General features: G+C 69.9%; 18 protein-coding genes and 1 riboswitch. Of the genes, 14 read left to right on the forward strand and 4 right to left on the reverse strand.

Going from position 1 to position 19,724, the window contains the following annotated elements; genetic code table 11:
• The first annotated feature begins 64 nt into the window (after positions 1-64).
• Positions 65-1,009, forward strand: a complete 945-nt coding sequence (locus ABZ319_RS05545) for an aminoglycoside phosphotransferase family protein (protein ID WP_354985111.1) — start codon at positions 65-67, stop codon at positions 1,007-1,009.
• A gap of 16 nt (positions 1,010-1,025) precedes the next feature.
• Here the strand turns inward: ABZ319_RS05545 and ABZ319_RS05550 are convergent, their stop codons facing one another.
• A complete protein-coding gene (locus ABZ319_RS05550) occupies positions 1,026-1,442 on the reverse strand; it encodes a DUF1707 domain-containing protein (RefSeq protein ID WP_354985112.1) in 417 nt (138 codons plus the stop codon).
• Between the two features lie 68 nt (positions 1,443-1,510).
• Positions 1,511-2,368 carry a LysR family transcriptional regulator gene (locus tag ABZ319_RS05555; protein WP_354985172.1) on the reverse strand — a complete coding sequence of 286 codons (858 nt, stop codon included), beginning with the start codon at positions 2,366-2,368 and terminating at the stop codon, positions 1,511-1,513.
• Positions 2,369-2,481: 113 nt separating this feature from the next.
• On the opposite strand from ABZ319_RS05555, the gene ABZ319_RS05560 reads away from it, so the two are divergent.
• On the forward strand, positions 2,482-3,774 hold the full coding sequence (locus tag ABZ319_RS05560; RefSeq protein WP_354985113.1) for an NAD(P)/FAD-dependent oxidoreductase: 1,293 nt from the start codon (positions 2,482-2,484) through the stop codon (positions 3,772-3,774).
• Between the two features lie 124 nt (positions 3,775-3,898).
• Here the strand turns inward: ABZ319_RS05560 and ABZ319_RS05565 are convergent, their stop codons facing one another.
• Positions 3,899-4,603 carry an SDR family NAD(P)-dependent oxidoreductase gene (locus ABZ319_RS05565; RefSeq protein WP_354985114.1) on the reverse strand — a complete coding sequence of 235 codons (705 nt, stop codon included), beginning with the start codon at positions 4,601-4,603 and terminating at the stop codon, positions 3,899-3,901.
• 113 nt (positions 4,604-4,716) lie between these two features.
• Between ABZ319_RS05565 and ABZ319_RS05570 the strand changes: the two genes are divergently transcribed.
• Positions 4,717-5,385, forward strand: coding sequence for a helix-turn-helix domain-containing protein (locus tag ABZ319_RS05570; RefSeq protein ID WP_354985115.1), 669 nt, complete (start codon positions 4,717-4,719; stop codon positions 5,383-5,385).
• Between the two features lie 188 nt (positions 5,386-5,573).
• Positions 5,574-6,272: a 3-oxoacyl-ACP reductase FabG gene (fabG, locus tag ABZ319_RS05575; RefSeq protein WP_354985116.1), complete on the forward strand. Its 699-nt coding sequence runs from the start codon at positions 5,574-5,576 to the stop codon at positions 6,270-6,272.
• An 11-nt stretch (positions 6,273-6,283) separates the two neighbouring features.
• Here fabG and ABZ319_RS05580 read toward each other — a convergent pair whose 3' ends face one another.
• A complete protein-coding gene (locus tag ABZ319_RS05580) occupies positions 6,284-6,688 on the reverse strand; it encodes a RidA family protein (protein ID WP_354985117.1) in 405 nt (134 codons plus the stop codon).
• Between the two features lie 146 nt (positions 6,689-6,834).
• Here ABZ319_RS05580 and ABZ319_RS05585 point away from each other — a divergent pair, with 146 nt between their 5' ends.
• From ABZ319_RS05585 to ABZ319_RS05630, 10 genes are all read left to right on the forward strand, one after another.
• Positions 6,835-7,713: a helix-turn-helix transcriptional regulator gene (locus ABZ319_RS05585; RefSeq protein WP_354985118.1), complete on the forward strand. Its 879-nt coding sequence runs from the start codon at positions 6,835-6,837 to the stop codon at positions 7,711-7,713.
• Between the two features lie 113 nt (positions 7,714-7,826).
• The gene (locus ABZ319_RS05590; RefSeq protein ID WP_354985119.1) at positions 7,827-8,954 is read left to right on the forward strand and encodes an NADH:flavin oxidoreductase; all 1,128 of its coding nucleotides are present in this window, start codon (positions 7,827-7,829) and stop codon (positions 8,952-8,954) included.
• Positions 8,955-9,167: 213 nt separating this feature from the next.
• Positions 9,168-9,854, forward strand: coding sequence for an SDR family oxidoreductase (locus tag ABZ319_RS05595; protein ID WP_354985120.1), 687 nt, complete (start codon positions 9,168-9,170; stop codon positions 9,852-9,854).
• Positions 9,851-10,918: an S-adenosylmethionine:tRNA ribosyltransferase-isomerase gene (locus ABZ319_RS05600; RefSeq protein ID WP_354985121.1), complete on the forward strand. Its 1,068-nt coding sequence runs from the start codon at positions 9,851-9,853 to the stop codon at positions 10,916-10,918. Before ABZ319_RS05595 ends, ABZ319_RS05600 begins: the two co-directional genes overlap by 4 nt.
• Before the next feature lie 232 nt (positions 10,919-11,150).
• Positions 11,151-12,005, forward strand: coding sequence for a GNAT family N-acyltransferase (locus ABZ319_RS05605; RefSeq protein WP_354985122.1), 855 nt, complete (start codon positions 11,151-11,153; stop codon positions 12,003-12,005).
• Positions 12,006-12,014: 9 nt separating this feature from the next.
• Entirely contained in the window at positions 12,015-13,028 is a 1,014-nt protein-coding gene (locus ABZ319_RS05610) for a lysophospholipid acyltransferase family protein (protein ID WP_354985123.1), read from the forward strand.
• 218 nt (positions 13,029-13,246) lie between these two features.
• A complete protein-coding gene (locus ABZ319_RS05615) occupies positions 13,247-14,503 on the forward strand; it encodes a family 1 glycosylhydrolase (RefSeq protein WP_354985173.1) in 1,257 nt (418 codons plus the stop codon).
• Positions 14,504-14,581: 78 nt separating this feature from the next.
• Positions 14,582-14,709, forward strand: a riboswitch (cobalamin riboswitch).
• A 36-nt stretch (positions 14,710-14,745) separates the two neighbouring features.
• Positions 14,746-16,344 carry an ABC transporter substrate-binding protein gene (locus ABZ319_RS05620; protein ID WP_354985124.1) on the forward strand — a complete coding sequence of 533 codons (1,599 nt, stop codon included), beginning with the start codon at positions 14,746-14,748 and terminating at the stop codon, positions 16,342-16,344.
• 10 nt (positions 16,345-16,354) lie between these two features.
• Entirely contained in the window at positions 16,355-17,329 is a 975-nt protein-coding gene (locus tag ABZ319_RS05625; RefSeq protein WP_354985125.1) for an ABC transporter permease, read from the forward strand.
• Entirely contained in the window at positions 17,326-19,719 is a 2,394-nt protein-coding gene (locus ABZ319_RS05630; RefSeq protein ID WP_354985126.1) for an ATP-binding cassette domain-containing protein, read from the forward strand. The genes ABZ319_RS05625 and ABZ319_RS05630 overlap by 4 nt, the downstream gene beginning before the upstream one ends.
• The last annotated feature ends 5 nt before the right edge of the window (positions 19,720-19,724 follow it).

Below are 19,724 nucleotides of genomic sequence, written 5' to 3' on the forward strand. Positions count from 1 at the left end.
CGCCTCGGACGCGCCGGGCGATTAACCGATGGCCGCGCGCGGCGGGATTTGAGAGGCTGGCGCCATGCCCATCACCCTGCCGCCCGAGGTCGCCGAGAACATCGCCGAAGTATTCTCCGAACGCGGGAAGCGGTGGCTGGCGGAGCTGCCCGGGGTGGTGGCCGAGCGGTGCGCGGCCTGGGAGCTGGAGATCACCGGCGAGTCCTTCGGCGGCGGAACGCACTCCTATGTGGCGCCGGTCCGGCGCGCGGATGGTTCGGTCGCGGTGCTGAAGGTTCCGGTGGTGGACGAGGAGAATATCGGCGAGCCCGCCGGAATGTGGGCCTACGCCGGCGACGGCGCGGTGCGACTGTACGAATACGATCCGGGCTCCGGCGCGATGCTGCTCGAATGGGCCCGGCCCGGAACGGAATTGGTGGTTCAGCCCGGATTCCCGAGCAATGAGGGCAGGCCGGAGAATATCGAGAGGGTCGAATTGGCCTGCCGCCTGTATCGGCGTTTGCGCCGCCCCGCCACCGCGATTCCGCCGGAGTACCCGGCCATTCCGGCGGCGGCGGACATGGTGGCCGAATGGCGGGAACTGTTCCTCGATCCCGAACCCGCGGTCGCGCGGCTGATTCCGGCCGCACTGCTGGCGCACGCCGCGTTCCGGTGCGCACAATTGTCGGTTCCCGACGGCCCGCTGCTGATCGTCAATCGTGATACCCATCTGGGCAATATCGTTGCGGCCGAGCGGGAGCCGTGGCTCATGATCGACCCGAAGCCCTATCTGGGCGAGGCGGCGTTCGACGCCGGATTTCTGATCATGATTCAGGTGCAGAGCGCGCCCACCCCGGAACACGCACGCGCGGTGGTGGATCGGACCGCGGCCGCGTTGGAGATCGACGCGGATCGGGCACGGGGGTGGGCGTTCATGCGCGCGCTGGAGGAGGTCGTCTGGGCGGAGCAGGACGAGGAGCCGGAGGATCTGCGCCTGCACCTGGCGGTGGCGACGGCGCTGCTGGGCTGACGGGAAGCGCTGTCGCTCAGCGCTTGTGCGGACCTTTGCCCCCGCCGCCGCGATTGGTGACGATGCCGATGAATGTCGGAATCAACAGGGCGGCGCCCCACGGTCCGGCCACCCAGCCGGGCCAGAAATATCCGGCGCCGGTCGCCAGCCAGATCCCGGTGACCAGCAGGCTCACCACGACCCACGGGATCCACATGATGACGACCCACTGCGGCACGGCGTCCCCGCCGAGTTGCGGCGACCGCGAATTCCGTTGGGCGGGCAGGTCGGACAGGATCGGCGCCAGTTCGCCGTAGGTCTTCGCGGCGTAGACGTCCTTGAGCCGGGCGTCGTATTCGTAGATGGTGAGCCGGCCTTCGTCCATCGCTGCCTGGAGCCGGGTGACGATCTGTTCGCGGTCGGCATCGGAGGCCCGCATGTTCTCCTGGGTCACGACCACAGACTAGGTCGGACGCGGTCTCCCGCGCTACGAATCGGTGCACCCGCTAATCAGTCCGGGGACTAGGCGCAGTGCAGGGCCGCGAGCAGCGTGGCCAGGATGGGCGATTGGCGAATATCGCTGCGCACCACCGCGGAAACCGGCACCCGCAACGGGTGGCCCGCGAGCTTCAGGGTCGCGATGCCCTCGGTCTGCGAGTCCGCGTAGAGGATGGTCCACGCGTCGGGCCGATTGATGAGCTCCATCGTGGCGGTGTGGTCCGGCGGAATGGGCGGGCCGTAGGCCGGGCCGGTGGGCAGATCGGCGAAGGCCGCGCGCACCACATTGTGTAACAGCACCTGATCCAGTTCCGGCGGCAGCAGCAGCGGGTAGGCCCCGAGTTCGGTCAGGACCACATCCTGGCGGCCGGCCAGGGGGTGCGCGGTGGAGGTGGCGATGACCAGATCCTCCACCCAGAGCTTCTCCACGGTCAGTCCCGGCTGATCGACGCTGCCCCGGATCAGCGCCAGATCGCAGTCCCCGTCGGCCACCGCCTGGATGCGCTGGCGGAACGGTTTGATGACGAATTCGATCTCCGCGCCGGGATGCGCTTCGCGTGCTCCGGCGATGGCGGAGAGCGATCTTGTTGCGAAGCTCATATTGGCCGCGAGGCGAATGCGCGGTCCGGATGCCCTTACAGCTGCACGAATGGCGGATTCCAGGCTCAGCATTTGCTTCGCAAGAGGAAGTAGCCGAGTGGTCGCGTCGGTGGGTACGACCGATCTTGTCGAGCGTTCGAACAGCGGTACCCCGAGGTCGCGTTCGAGCCGTGCGATCTGGTGGCTGATGGCCGATTGCGAAATGAAGCACCGGGTCGCCGCCCGGCTGAAGCTGAGTTCTTCGCAAACGGCGACAAAGTAGGCCAGCTGTCGCAGCTCCACGGCACTTCTCCAATTCATGATCAATCTAGATAAGAGTCATATTGATTATGCGCCCTGACCCCTGGAACATTCGCACTTCGAATCACGGTTAGTCATGAGAGAAGGAGGCTGTCATGCAGATCGCGGATGCGGGTGTCGAGTCCGTAGAGGTTGTCATCGTTGGTTCGGGGTTCGGTGGGCTCAGTGCCGCCAAGCAGCTCAATAAGTCGGGAGTGCCCTACGTTCTGATTTCGAGCACGCCCGAGCACCTCTTCCAGCCTCTCCTCTACCAAGTTGCGACGGGTGTGCTGGCCTCCGACGAGATCGCCCCGCCCATCAAGAACATCCTTCGGCACCACCGCAACGGTGAGACGCGGCTCGGCCGGGTCGTCGCGCTGGACGCCCCGAACGCGATCCTCACCTACGAGACCCCCGAGGGCCCGCGCAAGATCCGCTACGGATCGCTGATCGCCGCGACCGGTGCGAGCCAGTCCTATTTCGGCCGTGACGATTTCGCCGACAAGACCTATTCGCTCAAGACCATCGACGACGCCAAGGCGCTGCGCGCGCAGATCGACCGGGTGTTCACCGAGGCCAAGGACGCCGACCCCGAGACCCGCCGCCGGCTGCTCAGCTTCGTGGTGGTGGGCGCGGGTGCGACCGGCGTCGAGGTGGCGGGCCAGCTCAAGGAGCTCGCCAAGCGGTACTACAACACCGACGACTCGGTGACCCTGGTCGAGGGCGCGGGTGTGGTGCTGCCGCCGTTCGGCGGCGGGCTCTCGGAGTACGCGAAGAACTCGCTGGCCAAGAGTGGTGTCGAGGTGCTGACCGACACCTTCGTGACCGATATCGACGAGGGTAAGGTCACCGTCAAGAGCAAGGACGGGGTCGAGCGCCGGATCGCCGCGGAGACCGTGGTGTGGTCGGCCGGCGTGCAGGCGGGCGGGTTCGCCGAGATCCTGGCCGAGGCCACCGGCTGCGAAACCGACCGCGCCGGGCGACTATTGATCAATCCGGACTGCACCGTGGGCGGGCACGCCGACATCTACGCCATCGGCGACATGACCTCGCTCAAGGGATACCCCGGGCAGTCGCCGGTCGCGATGCAGGAGGGCCGCCACGTCGCGGACATCATTCGCGGCAAGAAGCAGACGGCCACCGAGTTCACCTACTGGGACAAGGGCAGCATGGCGGTGATCAGCCGTTTCAGCGCGGTCACCAAGCTGAACGACAAGATCAAGTTCACCGGCACGATCGCCTGGTTCACCTGGCTGGCCGTGCATCTGTTCTACCTGGTCGGATTCCGCAACCGGTTCGCCGCGGTGTTCTCGTGGCTGGTGTCGTTCATCGGGACCGGGCGGCCCGGGTTCGCCGAGGTCGAGAAGGCTTCCGCCGCACGAAGAGTGGAGCCGCCGCGGGCGGCGTGACGCTTCGCAGCGCCCGCTCGCAGCACAAGAGATCGAGAGAGCCGCCCGGGTCACCCCGGGCGGCTCTCTCGCGCAAAGTCCCTCGAGTCCGTCGTGCGACGTTCCCGGATGACGTCGGGCCGGGTCAGGCGGCTCGTTCCACCTCCGTGTCCGTGGTGGCCATCAGGTACAGCTCCTCGGCGAGCTCGTCGGGGTGCACGCGCGGGAACTCTTCGGTGGTCACCTCGTCGAAATGGCCGGACTCGACCAGGCTCGCGGCCGCGCTGCGCTCGATCAGGCGGCCGATCAGCAGGCCTCCGACGCGCACGCCGTGCGGGCGGACCTCCTCGTTCACCGTGTGCAGGTAGGTGAGCAGTCCCGACTGCGGCACGTTGACGCTGGCCAGGGCCGATTGTGGTTGGCGCGCACCGGAACCCAGGGCGATCAGGGCCGCGCCCGATCCGCGTTCGGTCATGGCGGGCAGCAGCGTGTGCAGCAGGTGGACCGGGGTGAGCAGGTGCAGCGGCAGCCAGCTGCGCAGGGTGTCCAGGTCCAGGGCGGTCGCGTTGACGGGCAGGCGGCTGACGTCGCCGGGGCTGTAGACCACCGCGTCCGGCAGTCCGTGCCTGGCGTGCAGTTCGTCGAGTGCGGCGGTGACCGCGACGGTGTCGGTGAGGTCGGCGACCAGGTGGTCGACGGTGACGCCCGCGGCGGTGAGCTGTCGCTCGAGCTGCCCGAGCACCTCGGTGTTGCGGGCGATGAGGGTGACCGAGTATCCGGCGCGGCCGAAGCGCTGCGCCGTGGAGAGTCCGAGCGCGGGACCCGCGCCGAACAGGGCCAGATGCGGCATTGCTGACTCCTTGGAATCGAACGGCAATTAAGTTGAGGGAGCACTCAAATTTGAGTGTGCCCTCAACTTAGCGCAGAAATCGAGGGGGCGCTCAACTTGTTAGGATCTGCCGTATGAGCGAGGTGCGGGCGGTGGCGGACCGGCAGCGGCGGCGCGATGCCCGCGACAATCGCGATCGGGTGCTCGCCGCGGCCCGGCGCCACTTCGCGGCCGAGGGCCTGGACGCCTCGCTGTCCGCGATCGCGCGGGCGGCCGGCGTCAGCATCGGCACCCTCTACAACCATTTCCCCACCCGCGATCTGCTCATCGACGCGGCCCTGCGCGATCTTGTCCTGGATTCGGTTCGCCACGCCGAACGGTCGCTGGCGGTCCCCGACCCCTGGACCGGCCTGGTCAATCACCTGACGGCCCTGGCGCAATGGCAGGCCGCCGACCGCGGCTTCACCGACATCTGCGTCCGCTCCCTGCCCCCCGACAGTCCCATCGAACAGGCGAAATCCGAAGGCCACCAACTCTTTCAGCGACTCCTGCAACGCGCCTGGGACAGCGGCCAACTCCGTCCCGACGTGGACCTCACCGATGTCGGCCTGATGCTCTGGTCGGTGGTCCGCGCGACCGAAACCGTCCGCCCCCTCGCCCCCGACGCCTGGCGCCGCCACGTGGCGATCCTGCTCGACGCCCTGCGCGCCGAGGCCGCCCACCCCCTCCCCGGCGCTCCCCTGGACCCCGACACCCTCCGCGTCGCGATGACCCCGCAAGCCCCCGCCCCGAAACCGATCTGACCGATACGCGCCCTGGTTTGCGAGCCCGCCGTGCCGTAGGCGTCCACGACACAACCCTCACTTATGCTGTGGGACAGGGGGTGTACCGGCGAGCCGGATTGCGAACGTGATCGCCGGATTCCTCCGCCGTCCCCGAATCCAGCTCGGGCGCGGCAGTTTCAGCCAGTGATATCCCGGAGGTTGTACCCGTGCGTGTCCTCGTGACCGGAGCCAATCGCGGCATCGGAGCCGCCATCGCCAGTCGTCTTTCCGCCGAAGGGCATACGGTGTGGGGCACCCATCGCGGCGCTGCGGTGCCGGACGGTGTGCGCGGGGTCGAATGCGATGTCACCGACGACGAATCGGTGGATCGGGCGTTCAAGCTCGTCGAGACCGAGGACGGTCCGGTCGAGGCGGTCATCGCCAACGCGGGCATCACCGAGGACGGGCTCGTCATGCGGATGAGCACCGCGCAGTTCGGGCGGGTGATCGACACCAACCTCACCGGCGTCTTTCGGGTCGTGCAGCGCGCCACCCGGAACATGCTCAAGCAGCGCGCCGGGCGCATCGTGATCATCGGTTCCGCGTCGGGGCTGTCCGGCATGCCGGGCCAGGTCAACTACACCGCGGCCAAGGCGGGAGTCGTCGGCATCGCCCGGTCGCTGGCCCGCGAACTCGGCTCACGCGGCATCACCGCGAACGTGATCGCCCCGGGTTTCACCGAGACCGATATGGCCGAGACGGTCAGCGCCAAGATGGTCGAGACCGCGCTCTCGCACATTCCGCTGGGACGATTCGGCACGCCCGAGGAGATCGCCGCGGCCGCGGCCTTCCTGCTCTCCCCGGACGCCGGGTACATCACCGGCACCGTCATCAATGTCGATGGTGGGATCGGCATGGGGCACTGAGGGTTTCGGAGTCAGTTGGGGGCCAGGGCGATTACCTCCACCTCGATCAGCCAGTCGGGCTGGGCCAGGGCGGTGATCTCCAGGAGGGTGTCGGCGGGGTAGGGCTCGGCGAGGAACTCGGTGCGCAGGGTGATCACGTGGGGGAGGTTGGCGGGCAGGTCGCGGACGAAGATCCCGACCTTGATCACGTCGGTGAGGTTCGCGCCCGCCTCGGCCAGGACCCGTTCGACGTTGCGGAAGGCCTGGCGGCCCTGGTTCAGGAAGCCGCCGGGGACCGTGCCGCCGTCCTCGGTGAACCCGGCCTGGCCGGAGACGTAGATCAGGCCGCCCGCGGTGATGGCCTGGGAGATCCGGTACGGGTGGTACCAGTCGGGGCTGGTGGCGATCTTCTGGATACGCGGATTGCGGTCGCTCATCGGGCGGTTCCTCACGGTTGGTCGGCTGGCGCACCGGCGCGGCGCCGGATATCAGCCTGTCCGGCGGCGGATCGGGGTACCAGTGCCGCCGCAACCGATGGCCGCCGAACCGAGGTCTGCCGGACCCACCCTAGAATTCGGTACTCGTGGACAGCGCAGAGCACATCGGAGGGTTCCTGGCCTCCCGTCGTGCGCGCCTGCGCCCGGAGGACGTCGGCCTGCCCTTCTTCGGCACCCGGCGCCGCGTGCCGGGTCTGCGGCGCGAGGAACTCGCCCAGGTGGCCGGCGTCAGCGTCGACTATTACGCCCGGCTCGAACAGGGCAGACTGGAGAACGTCTCACCGGCGATCTTGGACGCCGTGGCGAGCGCCCTGCGCCTGAGCGCGGACGAGCGCACCCACCTGTACAACCTGGCCCGTCCCCCGCACACCCCCGGCGATACGGACGACGCTCCCGCCCTGCGCCCCGCGCTGCACGCGCTGCTCGCCGCGATGGAGCAGATCCCCGCCTACATCGTCGGCCACCACACCAACATCCTCGGCTGGAACCGGGCCGCGGAACTGTTCTTCGGCGTGGATTTCGCCGGAGTGCCTCCCGCGCACCGGAGTTGGGCACACCTGGTCTTCCTGGATCCGCAGATCCACGCGCTGCTGGCCGAACAGCAGCCCGGCCTGGCCCGCCAGATCGCGAACGACCTGCGCCTGCGCGCCGGCCATCGCCCCGGCGATCCGGAGTTCACCGAGTTCATCGCGCGAATGCGGTCGAACAGCAGGCAATTCGACGAACTCTGGAGCAGTCACGATGTCACCGACGTCGCGTTCGGCAGCTACAGCTTCCGGCATCCGGTGCTGGGCCCGATCGAGTTGAACTACGAATTCCTGCCCCTGATAGGCGATCCCGGCGCTCGCGCACTGGTGACCTACACCGCCGTGCCCGGCACCCCGGCCCACCGCGCGCTGCGGGATTTCCTGTCCGCGGACAACCCCGATTCGCCGTCCGCCGACCAGGTCGAACAGCCAGGGTAGTTCTGCCGGACCCAGGTTGGCGAGTCAGCGGTGAGGCAGGCGCTGGCGCCCGTGCGCGCGGTCGATGAGGGTTTTCCCGAACAACGTCGAACGCTTTTCGAGGAGACCTTCGCATGACCACCGCCGCCAGGCAGTCCACCCATCCCGCGCTCGAGCCCGTCGAACTCGGTGCGCTGCGCCTGCGCAACCGGCTCGCGGTCGCCCCCATGACCCGGGTGTCCGCCGCCGCCGACGGCACCCCGACGGCGGCCATGGCCGAGTACTACCGCGAATACGCCACGGGCGGTTTCGGTTTGATCATCACCGAGGGCGTCTACACCGATGCCACCCACAGCCAGGGCTACTTCGGCCAGCCGGGCCTGGTCACCGCCGCGCACGTGGCCGGGTGGCGGCCGGTGGTGGAGGCCGCCCACGAGGCGGGCGCGGTGATCATCGCGCAGCTGATGCACGCGGGCGCGATCTCGCAGGGCAACGCCGGCGGATTCGAGACCATCGGCCCCTCGGCGGTCCCGCCGCGCGGGCAGATGATGGCCGACTACGGCGGGGCGGGCGGCGCCTGGTCCGCACCCCGGGAGATGACCGCCCGCGACATCGACGAGGTCGTCGCCGGATTCGCGGCCGCCGCCGCGAACGCCCGCGCGGCAGGCTTCGACGGCGTCGAGATCCACGGCGCCAACGGCTATCTGCTGGACCAGTTCCTGACCGACTACACGAATCTGCGCACCGACGAGTACGGCGGCGCGGTCGCCGATCGCATCCGCCTCACCGCCCGGGTGCTGGACGCGGTGCGCGCGGCGGGGGGCGACCTCGCGGTCGGCGTGCGCCTGTCGCAGACCAAGGTCAACGATTTCGGCTACCGCTGGCCCGGCGGCGAGGCCGACGCCCGCGTGGTGTTCGCGGCGCTGAGCGCGGCGGACTACCTGCACGTCGCCAGTGAGGGAAAGGATTTCATCGAGACCTCGCGCTTCGCGAGCGGCGACACCATCACCCAGCTGGCGCGGGCGGTATCCGGCCGGCCCGTGATCGCCAACGGCGGCATGCACGTGCTCGAGCAGGCCGCGGCGGTGCTGACCGGCGGGCACGCCGACGTGCTCACCCTGGGACGCGGCGCGCTCGCCAATCCCGATCTGCCGCAGCGTGTTCGATCGGGTGTCGCGCTGGCGGACTTCGACTACGAGATGCTGCATCCGCTGGCGAATCTGGAGTCCGCCGCGGCCTGGCGCGCACGGTCCGGGCGCTGATCCGGGGTGCGCTCCCGCTGCGGACCGCGGCCACTCGCCGCCGCCCCCTTCGCCGAACCCGGCCCGCTGCGGCGAAATTCGCGTAGGCAGGCGTGGGTGAGTCCCGAGCGCGGGACGGCGCCGGCAACGAGATGGAGGCCCCGGTTCTGCCCTGGGCAGAAGGCGGGCCGATGCCATTGACCTCAATATAAGTTGAGGTTGAACCATGGCCGTATGGAGCGAAACAAGAAGGCACTGATCACCGGGGCGTCGGCGGGATTCGGGCGGGCCGTCGCGCTCGAACTGGCGTCCCGGGGCTGGCAATTGGTCATTTCCGCACGCGGGGCCGAACGCCTGGCGCGGGTGGGGGCCGCGACCGGCGCGACGGCCGTGGCCGGGGACATCGCGGATCCGGCGCATCGGCGCGAACTGGTCCGGGCGCTCGGCGGCGAGCCGGTGGACCTGGTCCTCAACAACGCCGGTGGGCTCGGTCCCAGTCCGCTGCCCGCGCTCGAGCGCTACCCCCTGGCCGAGTTGAGGACCCTGTTCGACACCAATGTCATCGCGCCCCTCGCCCTGACCCAACTCGCCCTGCCCGCGCTGCGCGCCGCCGACGGCGTCGTGGTGAACATCAGCTCGGACGCCGCCGTCGCCGCGTACGCGGGCTGGGGCGGGTACGGGGCGACCAAGGCGGCGCTGGATCAACTCACCGCCGTGCTGGCGGTGGAGCATCCCGAACTCCGGATCTACGGTTTCGATCCGGGCGACATGCGCACCGGGATGCATCAGGCGGCGTTCCCCGGTGAGGACATCTCCGACCGGCCCGAGCCCGATACGGTCGTCCCCGCCCTGCTGCGCCTGCTCGGCGGAGAGCTGCCCAGCGGACGCTACGCGGCCTCGCAACTGGTGGTGGCGTCATGACGGTCGATCTGGCGGGCCTCGACTTCACCCTGCCCGCCGAGCTGTCGGCGACCAGGCCGCCCGAAGCGCGCGGGGTCGCGCGCGACGAAGTACGCCTGCTGGTCAGCGACGGCGACACCCTGACTCACGCCCGTTTCCGCGAGCTGCCGGCGTTCCTGCGTCCGGGAGACCTCGTGGTGGTGAACAATTCGGCGATGCTCGCCGCGGCGGTGGACGCCGAACTCGACGGCGTGCCCGCGGTGCTGCACTTCTCCACGTGGCTGACCGGACACCGCTGGGTGGTGGAGGTTCGGGATCCGGCGGGCACCCCGTGGGCCGGGCGGCCGCCGGAATCCGGTGCCCGGCTGCGGCTTCCGGGTGACGCCACCGCGGTGCTGCGGGAGCCGTGGCTGCCCGGCGCGACCCGCCTGTGGGTGGCCGAGGTCGACTCCGAGGTCCGGGAGCTGCTCGCCCGGCACGGCCGCCCCATCACCTACTCCTATGTCCCGGAACGGTGGTCGGCGGACTATTACCGCACGGTCTTCGGCCGCGAGCCCGGCAGCGCCGAAATGCCCAGCGCCGGTAGGCCGTTCACCGAGACGCTGGTCACCGAGCTGGTGGCCCGCGGTATCGCGCTGGCTCCGATCACCCTGCACACCGGGGTCTCCTCGCCGGAGACGGGCGAGCCGCCGCATCCGGAACGGCTCGTCGTCCCCGATCTCACCGCGCGCCTGGTGAATCTGACCCGCGCGGCGGGCGGGCGGGTGATCGCGGTCGGCACCACCGTGACCCGCGCCCTGGAGTCGGCCGCCGACGATCGGGGCCGGGTGCACGCCACCGCAGGCTGGACCGCGCTGGTGCTGGACGGTTCGCGCCCGGCCCGCGTGGTGGACGGCCTCATCACCGGCTGGCACGCGCCCGGGGCCTCGCACCTGCACCTGCTGGAATCGGTCGCCGGGGCCGAGGTGGTGGGGCGCGCCTACCGTGCGGCCGTCGACACCGGATACCTCTGGCACGAATTCGGTGACACCGCACTGCTGTTCCGCCGCCGACCCGGTGCGCACCCGGGCGCGGCGGTGGCGTAGGCTCGCGTTCTCATCCGCAGCCCGAGGCGGACCGCGCCCCGAAGCCGGGCGTCGCGGCAGCCTCGAATCGGGCCCGGTACCCACCCGGAATACGAGCGTTTGTCCTGGTAGGGAACGTTCGGAAGCGATCCGATGAACTCCGGGTTGCGGCCCCGCCGCGTTCATCGGACTGGCATCGACGCGCCATCTGGCGGTCGCTCCGGCGCAGTTTGGGCCTGGCTTGATCAACGACATGACCAGCATGGCAGTGTCGAAGTCCAGCCTGCTCCCCGCAGCGTCTTCCCCCCTCGTGCGCCCGGAACCCCCTCGTACCCCGGGTGGTTCGCAGTACTCCCTGGTCGTTTCCTCCGATGCCGAGCATCGCGAGGCCGCGCAGCGGCTGCGTTACCAGGTGTTCGCCGCCGAACCGGGTTTCGCCATCCCCGACAACGAGCACGGACTGGACGCCGATCGTTTCGACGATCACTGCGATCACCTGCTGGTCCGCGACGAACTCACCGATCAGTTCGTGGGCTGCTACCGCATGTTGCCCCCGGACAAGGTGACCGCCGCCGGCGGCTACTACACCGCCACCGAATTCGATGTGAGCGCACTGGATCCGGTCGGCAACCGGATGGTGGAGATGGGCCGCGCCTGCGTGGTGCCCGATCACCGCAACGGTTCGGTGCTGACGCTGATGTGGGCGGGCATCCTGCACTACATCCAGCTGACCGGTTACGAATGGATCATGGGCTGCGTCTCGGTCCCCATGCAGCAGACGCCCGAGGATCTGCCCGGCTCGAACGTGCGCGGGGTCCGCGACCTGATTCTGCGCAAGCACGGCCTGGCGCCGGAACGGCATGTGCGCCCGTACAACCCGGTCGTCGTGCAGGGCCGCACACTCGACGAGATCGAGCCGCCGGCGCGCCCCAAGCTGCCCGCGCTGATGAACGGCTACCTGCGACTCAACGCCCAGATCTGCGGCGAACCGGCACACGACCCGGATTTCGCGGTCGCCGATTTCGTTGCCCTGCTCGGTCTGTCGACCGTCAATACCCGTTACCTGGAGCGCCTGCAGTCCGCGGTCGCCAGTATGGATGCCCGGTGATGAATCATGATGCCTGCCCTGCTTTCCCCCGGAACGGCCGGATTGTCTTGTCCGCCCGCTGAATCCAGCGCGCACGCGTGGATGCCGCACAGCCCCTGCGGTCCCGAATGCGTGCGCACCGCGCCCGAGGCGAGCACGCTGCTCATGGCGGCCCGCATCCTCGGGTTCGGCGCGGTCCTGGCGTCCTTCCCGCTGGCCCACGTGCTCACCCCGCGCCGTCGCCGCGCGGCGCTGCAGAGCGGCTATGCGCGAACCCTGCTGCACTGCTGCGGAATCCGCGTCCGAGTGATCGACAACCGCACCTCCGGGGACAGCGCCGACACGGTTCGCGCGGGGGAGTCGGATACCGAGTCCGGTACGACCGACGCCGCACGGGGCGTGCTCGTGGTCGCCCCGCACATCGGCTGGACCGACGTCATGGCCCTGTCCGCGGTCGAGCCCACGTCCTTCGTCGCCCGCGCCGATCTCATCGACTGGCCCGTGCTCGGCGCGGTGGCCCGCAAGGTCCGCGTCATCCCGATCGAACGCGAACGCCTGCGCGCCCTGCCCGGCGTCATCGCCGAGATCGCCACCCGCCTGCGCGCGGGCGAACGCGTCGGCATCTTCCCCGAGGGCACCACCTGGTGCGGCCGCGCCCACGGTCACCTGCGTCCCGCTCTCTTCCAGGCCGCGGTGGACACCGGCACGCCGGTGCAGCCGATCCAGCTGCGCTATCTCGACGCCCACGGCGAGGTGTCCACCGTGCCCGCGTTCGTCGGCATCGACACCATGGCCGACTCGATCCGGCGGGTGCTGCGCTCACGCGGCGTCGTCGCCGAGATCACGCTGCGCCCGGTGCTCGCCCCCGGCACGGACCGGCACGACCTGGCCCGCCGCTGCGAACGCGCCATCGCCGACGCGGGTATCGACCGCACCTTCGCCGACCTGGTCCACCTGGCCGAGCACGAGCGCGTCGCGGCCCAGGTGGCGGCGCTGGAGGAACGCCTGCTGCAACCCTCGGCGACCCTGTCCGACCGCGGCTGAGGCGCGTCCGGCCGCCCGGACACGGATTCGACTGTCCCGGAGTCTTGTTCGCGATTCCTGGCGCACATCGCGGGACGCGCCGCATACTACCGCGTACACCGGCGTGTTTCGATGCGCCGGTGTATCGGTAGAGCTCGGTGGACCGGAGGGTCGAAGTGCGGCAGCGGTGGTCGAAGGTGTGTACGGCGGGGGTGGCGGCGGCCTTCTCGTTCGCGACGATGGCGGTGGTGGGGACCGCTCCCGCCGGGGCGGAGACGCCGGGGCTCGGGCCCGAGTTCGAGTTCGGCGTCGCGCAGTCCGGATTTCAGTCCGAGGGGTACAGCGCCGATTCCAATTGGCTGCGCTACGGGGATCAGGGGCGGGTGCGCGAGCCCATCGGGAACTCGGTGGATTTCTTCCACAACTACGCGGCGGACATCGAGCGGGCACGGGGGCTGGGGGTGCGGATCTATCGCACCTCGGTCGAGTGGTCCCGCGTGGAAACCGCTCCGGGCAGCGACGATTCGGCGGGATGGGCGTTCTACGACGCGGTCATCGCCCGGATCGTGGAATCCGGCATGCGGCCGATGATCACCCTGAACCACTGGGTCCATCCGGGGTGGGAGGTGGATCGCGGCGGGTGGAACCGACCGGAGATGTCCTCGGAACTGGTCGATTTCGCGCGGCGGGTGGTCGACCGATACTCCTGGGCGCGCCCGCTGTGGATCACCTTCAACGAGCCGACCGAATACGTCCGGCGCGAACTCATGTACGGCGGCCTGCGCCTGGAGAACGCGGGGCGCATGGCGGACGGCATCGTCTCCGCGCACCGGGAGATCTACCGCTACATCCATTCCGTGCAGCCGGACGCCGAGGTGTCCTCCAACCTGGCCTACATTCCCATCCCGGGCGTGCAATCGATGCTGGAGCAGCTCTTTCCGGAGCCGATGCGCGACACCCTGGATTTCATCGGCGTGGATCACTACTACTCGACCTCGATCACCGACCTGTCCGCCGCCTACGGTGCGACGGGCGAATTCTGGAAGAGCACCCAGGCCCCGGAGAGCATCTACTACGTGCTGCGCCACATAGCGTCCCGCTTCCCGGGCAAACCCATCCGCGTGATCGAGAACGGACTGGCCACGGGCCCGAACGGCGTCCGCGACGACGGGTACACGCGCGGGGATCATCTGCGCGACACCGTGTATTGGTTGCAGCGCGCCAAACAGGACGGCGTCGACGTCGTCTCGTACAACTACTGGAGCCTGACCGACAACTACGAATGGGGCGACTATGCGGCCCGCTTCGGCCTGTACACCGTTGACGCCCAACATGATCCGAGCCTGACCAGGCATCCCACCGACGGCGTCGCCGCCTACCGCGACATCACCGCGCACGGCGGGGTCCCGCGCGGCTACCGGCCGACGCGCGCGCCGGTGACGTGCTCGCTGGTCGCCGTACCGGACAGCTGCGCCGCCCCGGCGGTCGTCGAGTAACCCGCGCGCGGCGGTCGCCGGCCGCCGGATGTGCGTCCCCGCGCGCCCGTTCCGTCCCGTAGGGTCGGTACCCGGCGTAGGGAACACCGGTGTGAATCCGGGGCTGTCCCGCAACTGTCACCGGGGAGCAATCCGCCGAGTAATGGCCACGACCTGCCCAGGTTGGAAGGCCGGCGGGGTGTGTCGATCCGGGAGCCAGGATACCTGCGCCCGCGGTATCGGGATCACACCAACGAGGATTGATGAACAACTACACACCGGGGCGGCCGGTTGCCGGCCGCCGTACATTCCTGTTCGGCAGCGCGGGCGCGCTCGGAGCCGTCCTGCTGGGTACCACCGGCGTCCTGGCGGGCTGCGGCTCGGATACGGCCGCGCGGACCGCGGCCTCGGGTCCGCCCCGGCCGGGCGGCCGCCTGCGGACGGTGATCGCGGGGCGCTCGGCGAGCGCGGACGTGCTCGATCCGCATCAGGCCGGCAGCTCGGCCGGCGGCGCGGTATCGAAGAACGTGTGGGACAAATTGGTCGCGTACAACAACGACCTGACCCTGCGGTACCGGCTCGCCGAATCGATCGAGCCCAATGCCGACGGCAGCCAATGGCGTATCAAGCTCCGCCCGGGCGTCGTGTTCAGCGACGGTTCCCCGCTGACCGCCCGCGATGTGCTGTGGAGTTTCCAGCGCATGCTCGATCCGGCGAAGAAGTCCTCCGGTGACCTGTCGGCGGTCGACATGTCGCGCACCCGCACCGAGGGCGATCTCGTGCTGGCCGTGCAGATGAAAACCCCGCTGGCGGACTTCGGTTCGGTGCTCGCGGGCTGGTACTGCTACATCGTCAAGGACGGCACCGGCGCCATCGACGGCTCGGTGCTGCCGGTGGGCACCGGCCCGTTCGCACTGGTCAAGTGGTCGCCGGGGGACCGGACCCTGTTGCGCCGCAACGAGAAGTACTGGGGCGGGCAGGTATTCCTCGACGAGGTCGAGATCATCCAGATCGCCGAGACCGAGGCCCGGGTGAACGCCTTCCTGTCCGGGGAAGCCGATGTGGTGCACGAGATCTCGTACCTGCAGGCGCGGAACCTGTCGGGGGACGGCGACATCACGGTCGTGACCCCGCCCGCCGGTCTCATGGGCGCGTTCCAGATGCGGGTGGACACCGCGCCGTTCGACGACGTGCGGGTGCGCCAGGCCATGCGGCTGGCGGTGGATCGTCAGGCGATGGTCGATTCGGTGTACTACGGCTACGCCGAGCTCGGCAACGACATCTACGGCAAGGGTGCGCCGTTCTACAACGACGCTCTGCCCCAGCGCGCCTACGATCCGCAGCGCGCGCGTGAACTGCTGCGCGCGGCGGGCAAGGAGAACCTCACGGTCACATTGCCGACCGCCGACGGCTTCCCGGGCATGCTGGAATCCGCGACGCTGTTCGCCGAGCAGGCCAAGGCCGCGGGCATCACGATCAAGCTCGAATCGGTTCCCGCCGATACGTACTTCTCACAGGTCAGCGGGAAGGCCGCACTGTCCCACATCGGCTGGTGGAACTACAGTCTCGACTACTTCTACGGCCAGACGATGACCAGCGACGCGCCCAGCAACGGCACCGGCTGGAAGCGGCCCGGCTGGGACGCCAAGTTCGCGCAGGCGCGCGCGGCCATGGATCCGGCCCGCCGGGCGACGCTGTATCGCGAACTCCAGCAGGAACTCTGGGACGAGGGCGGCTACATCCTGCACAGCTTCGCCAAGCGGCCCGACGCCGCCCGCATCCATGTGGGCGGGGTGCGCGACGGTGTGCCGGGCACCGACGACTGGGCCAACTACGCGACCACCTGGCTGGCCGAGCAATGATTCGGCGGTCGTGATCGCCTATGCCGCCCGGCGGGCCGGCGGCGGGATCGTCGTACTGTTCGTCGTCGCGCTGCTGATCTTCGGGCTGTTCGAGTCGCTGGACTCCGACGCGGCGACGGTCATCCTGTCGCGGGCGGGCGGCGGCGACCCCACGCCCGAGCAATTGGCCACCCTGCGTGCGCAATTGGGACTGGACCGGCCCGCGCCGGTGCGGTTCGCCGAATGGCTGGCCGGGTTCGTGCACGGCGATTTCGGCGACTCCCTCATCTCGGGCAGGCCGGTGGCCGAGGTGCTGCTCGGGCGGGTCGGCAACAGCGTGGCGCTCGCGGCCGTCACCGCGGCCCTGCTGATCCCGATCGCGCTGGCCCTCGGTCTGCTGGCCGGTGCGCGGCCGGGGACGCGGACCGATCGGTTGATCAGCGTCGGGTCGCTGGCGGTGGAATCCATGCCCTCCTTCGTCTTCGGCGTGCTGCTGGTCGCCACCGTGTCGCTGTCGTTGCGGTTGCTGCCCGCGGTGTCGCTGCTGCCGACCGGTGCGAGCGTGTGGAGCCGGCCGGAGATCCTGGTGCTGCCCGTGATCTGTCTGCTGCTGGGGCTGCTGCCGCATCCCGTGCGGATGGTGCGCGCGCAGACCACCGAGGTCATGGCGAGTCCCTACGTGCAGACGTTGCGGCTCAACGGAATCGGCGGGCCGCGGCTCATGCTGCGCCATGTCGCGCCCAATGCGCTGTCGGCCTCGATTCATCCGCTGGCCGGATCGGTGGTCGGGTTGATCGGCGGCGTCGCGGTGGTGGAGACGCTCTTCGCGTTCCCCGGGCTCTCGCAGGAGTTGTTGCGCGCCATCGAGGCTCGTGACTTCCCGTTCGTGCAATCGGCGGCGGTGCTGCTGGCCGGGGTCGGGATCGGGGTGTACCTGCTGGCGGATCTGCTCACGCTGCTGGTGAGTCCGCGTGCGCGGCACGCGGCGATGGGGGGGCGGGTATGACGGGTCGTCTCCGGTCGCTGTGGCTGCTGATTCTGGCGGCGATGCTGCTGCTCGTGGTGCTGGGACCGGTGCTGGCGCCGCATTCCCCGACGGCCTCGGCGGGGCCGCCGTTCCAATCGCCTTCGGGTCGGCATCTGTTCGGAACCGATGTGGTCGGGCGCGATGTGTTCTCGCGGGTGCTGCACGGCGGGCTGCCGCTGCTGGCCATCGCGCTGCCCGCCCTTGTGCTGGCGTACGTGCTGGGTGTGGGGCTCGGCCTGCTCGCGGGCCTGCGCCGCGGCTGGGACCGCTGGATCATGCGGCCGACCGACGCCGTCATCGTGCTTCCCTGGTTTCTGCTGATCGCCGTGATCGCCACCGCCGTCGGGGCGGGACCGGTCGCCATCGCGCTGACCGCGGCGCTGGCGTCGGTGCCGTGGATCATCCGGATCGTGCGGACCCGGGTACTGGAACTCGCCCCATCCGGCTACGTGGAATCCGCTCGCGCGCGGGGCGAACCGCTGTGGCGGCTGGCCGTGGTCGAGGTGCTGCCCAATCTCCGGCCGGTGCTGCTCGCCGACGCGGGTGTGCGCATGTCGGCGACCATCTCGCTGGTCGCGGTGAGCGGCTTCCTCGGCCTGGGCATGCGCCCGCCGTCCTCGGACTGGGCGCTGATGATCACCGAGAACCGGCCCGGGTTCGGGGTGCAGCCGTGGGCGGTGCTCGCCCCGGCGCTGGCGATCATGGTGCTGGTGGTGTCGGTGAACATGGTGACCGATCGGGCCTACGGCGCGGGCGCGCCGAGTGTGCCGCCCCGGCCGGTCGACGCGGCGGCCGGCACGGGTTTGTCGATGACCGGGCTCACCGTCCGCGATGCGAGCGGACACGCTGTGCTGGAGGACATCTCGCTGGAACTGCCGATGGGCTCGAGCCTGGCGGTGGTCGGCCCGTCCGGCGCGGGCAAGACCACCTTCGCGCTGGCCGCCCTCGGCGCGCTGCCCGCGGGTATGACCGTCTCCGGTGCGGTCGGCCTGCACCGGCGGGCGGGCCGCCGGAGCGTCGGCTACGTGCCGCAGGACCCGGCGACCGGCCTCAACCCCGCCCTGCGCATCGGCGTCGCCCTGCGCGAGATGGCAAGACTGCACGGGAATGTCGACGGCGACGCCGTGATCACCGACGCCCTGCGCCGCGTCGATCTCCCCGCGGATCGCGCCTTCGTCCGCCGCTATCCGCACCAGCTCTCCGGCGGCCAGCAACAGCGGGTGCTGCTGGCCCAGGCTCTCCTCGGCGATCCGGCCCTGCTGGTGCTCGACGAGCCGACCACGGGCCTCGATGCCCGGACCCGATCCCTCCTGCTCGACACCCTGACCCGGGTCCGCGCCACCACCTCGACCACCCTGCTGGTGATCACCCACGATCTCGACGCCCTCTCCCCGCTCATTGATCAGGTGCTGGAACTGGATTCGGGCCGCGTCGCATCCCTGACCGCGTCCGGCGCGGCGGCGGGCGTCCTCGTCCCGACGCCGAAAGCCGCGCTCTCGCCGCCGCACGTGCGGGATTCGGCCTCCGGCCAGAGCACGCGGATGACGCGTGCGGAAGATCCGGCAGGAGTGGCGCCTGCGCGGGCGCCGTCCGCGACGGCCGCCCAATCGGTGAACAACGTTGTCGGACAGGAGTTGTCGGCATCCGAAGTGCGGGATTCCGATGGCGAGCCGGGGAGCCGGCCGGTGATCGGGGTGCGGGATCTGACCGTGGCGCATCGCGGTAGTGCCGCTCCGGTCGTCGAGGGGGTGTCGTTCTCGCTGCGGGCGGGGGAGTGCCTCGCCATCACCGGGAGATCCGGGGCGGGCAAGACCACCCTGGCCCGGGCGCTGGCCGGCCTGCACGTTCCGGTACGGGGTGAGATCGAGTTGGACGGCGCGGTCCTGCCGCCCCGGGTCGATCGCCGGACCCTCGACCAGCGCGGGGCGATTCAGCTGGTCTTCCAGAACCCAGCCACCTCGCTCAACCCGTCGTACCGCATCGGTGATCAGATCGACCGTCCACAACGCCTGCTGCGCAACAGTTCCGCCTCCGCCGCCCGCACCCGAACCCTCGAGCTCCTCACCGGCGTCGAACTCGCCCCGCCCCTGGTGAACCGCCACCCCGCCCGCCTCTCCGGCGGTCAGCAACAACGCGCCGCGATAGCCCGCGCGCTGGCGGCCGAACCCCGCGTCCTCATCTGCGACGAGGTCACCTCGTCCCTCGACCCCCGCACCCGCGCCCGCATAGTGGATCTCCTGGACGAATTGCGCTCCGCCGGAACGGCACTCATCCTGATCAGCCACCAGACCGAGGTGATCGACCGCCTCGCCGACACCGTGCTGACCCTGAACGCCGCCGATCCCGAGCGGACGATCGAAACAACTTGAGATAC

The sequence above is a fragment of the Nocardia sp. NPDC005978 genome (assembly GCF_040614455.1).
GTDB lineage: Bacteria > Actinomycetota > Actinomycetes > Mycobacteriales > Mycobacteriaceae > Nocardia.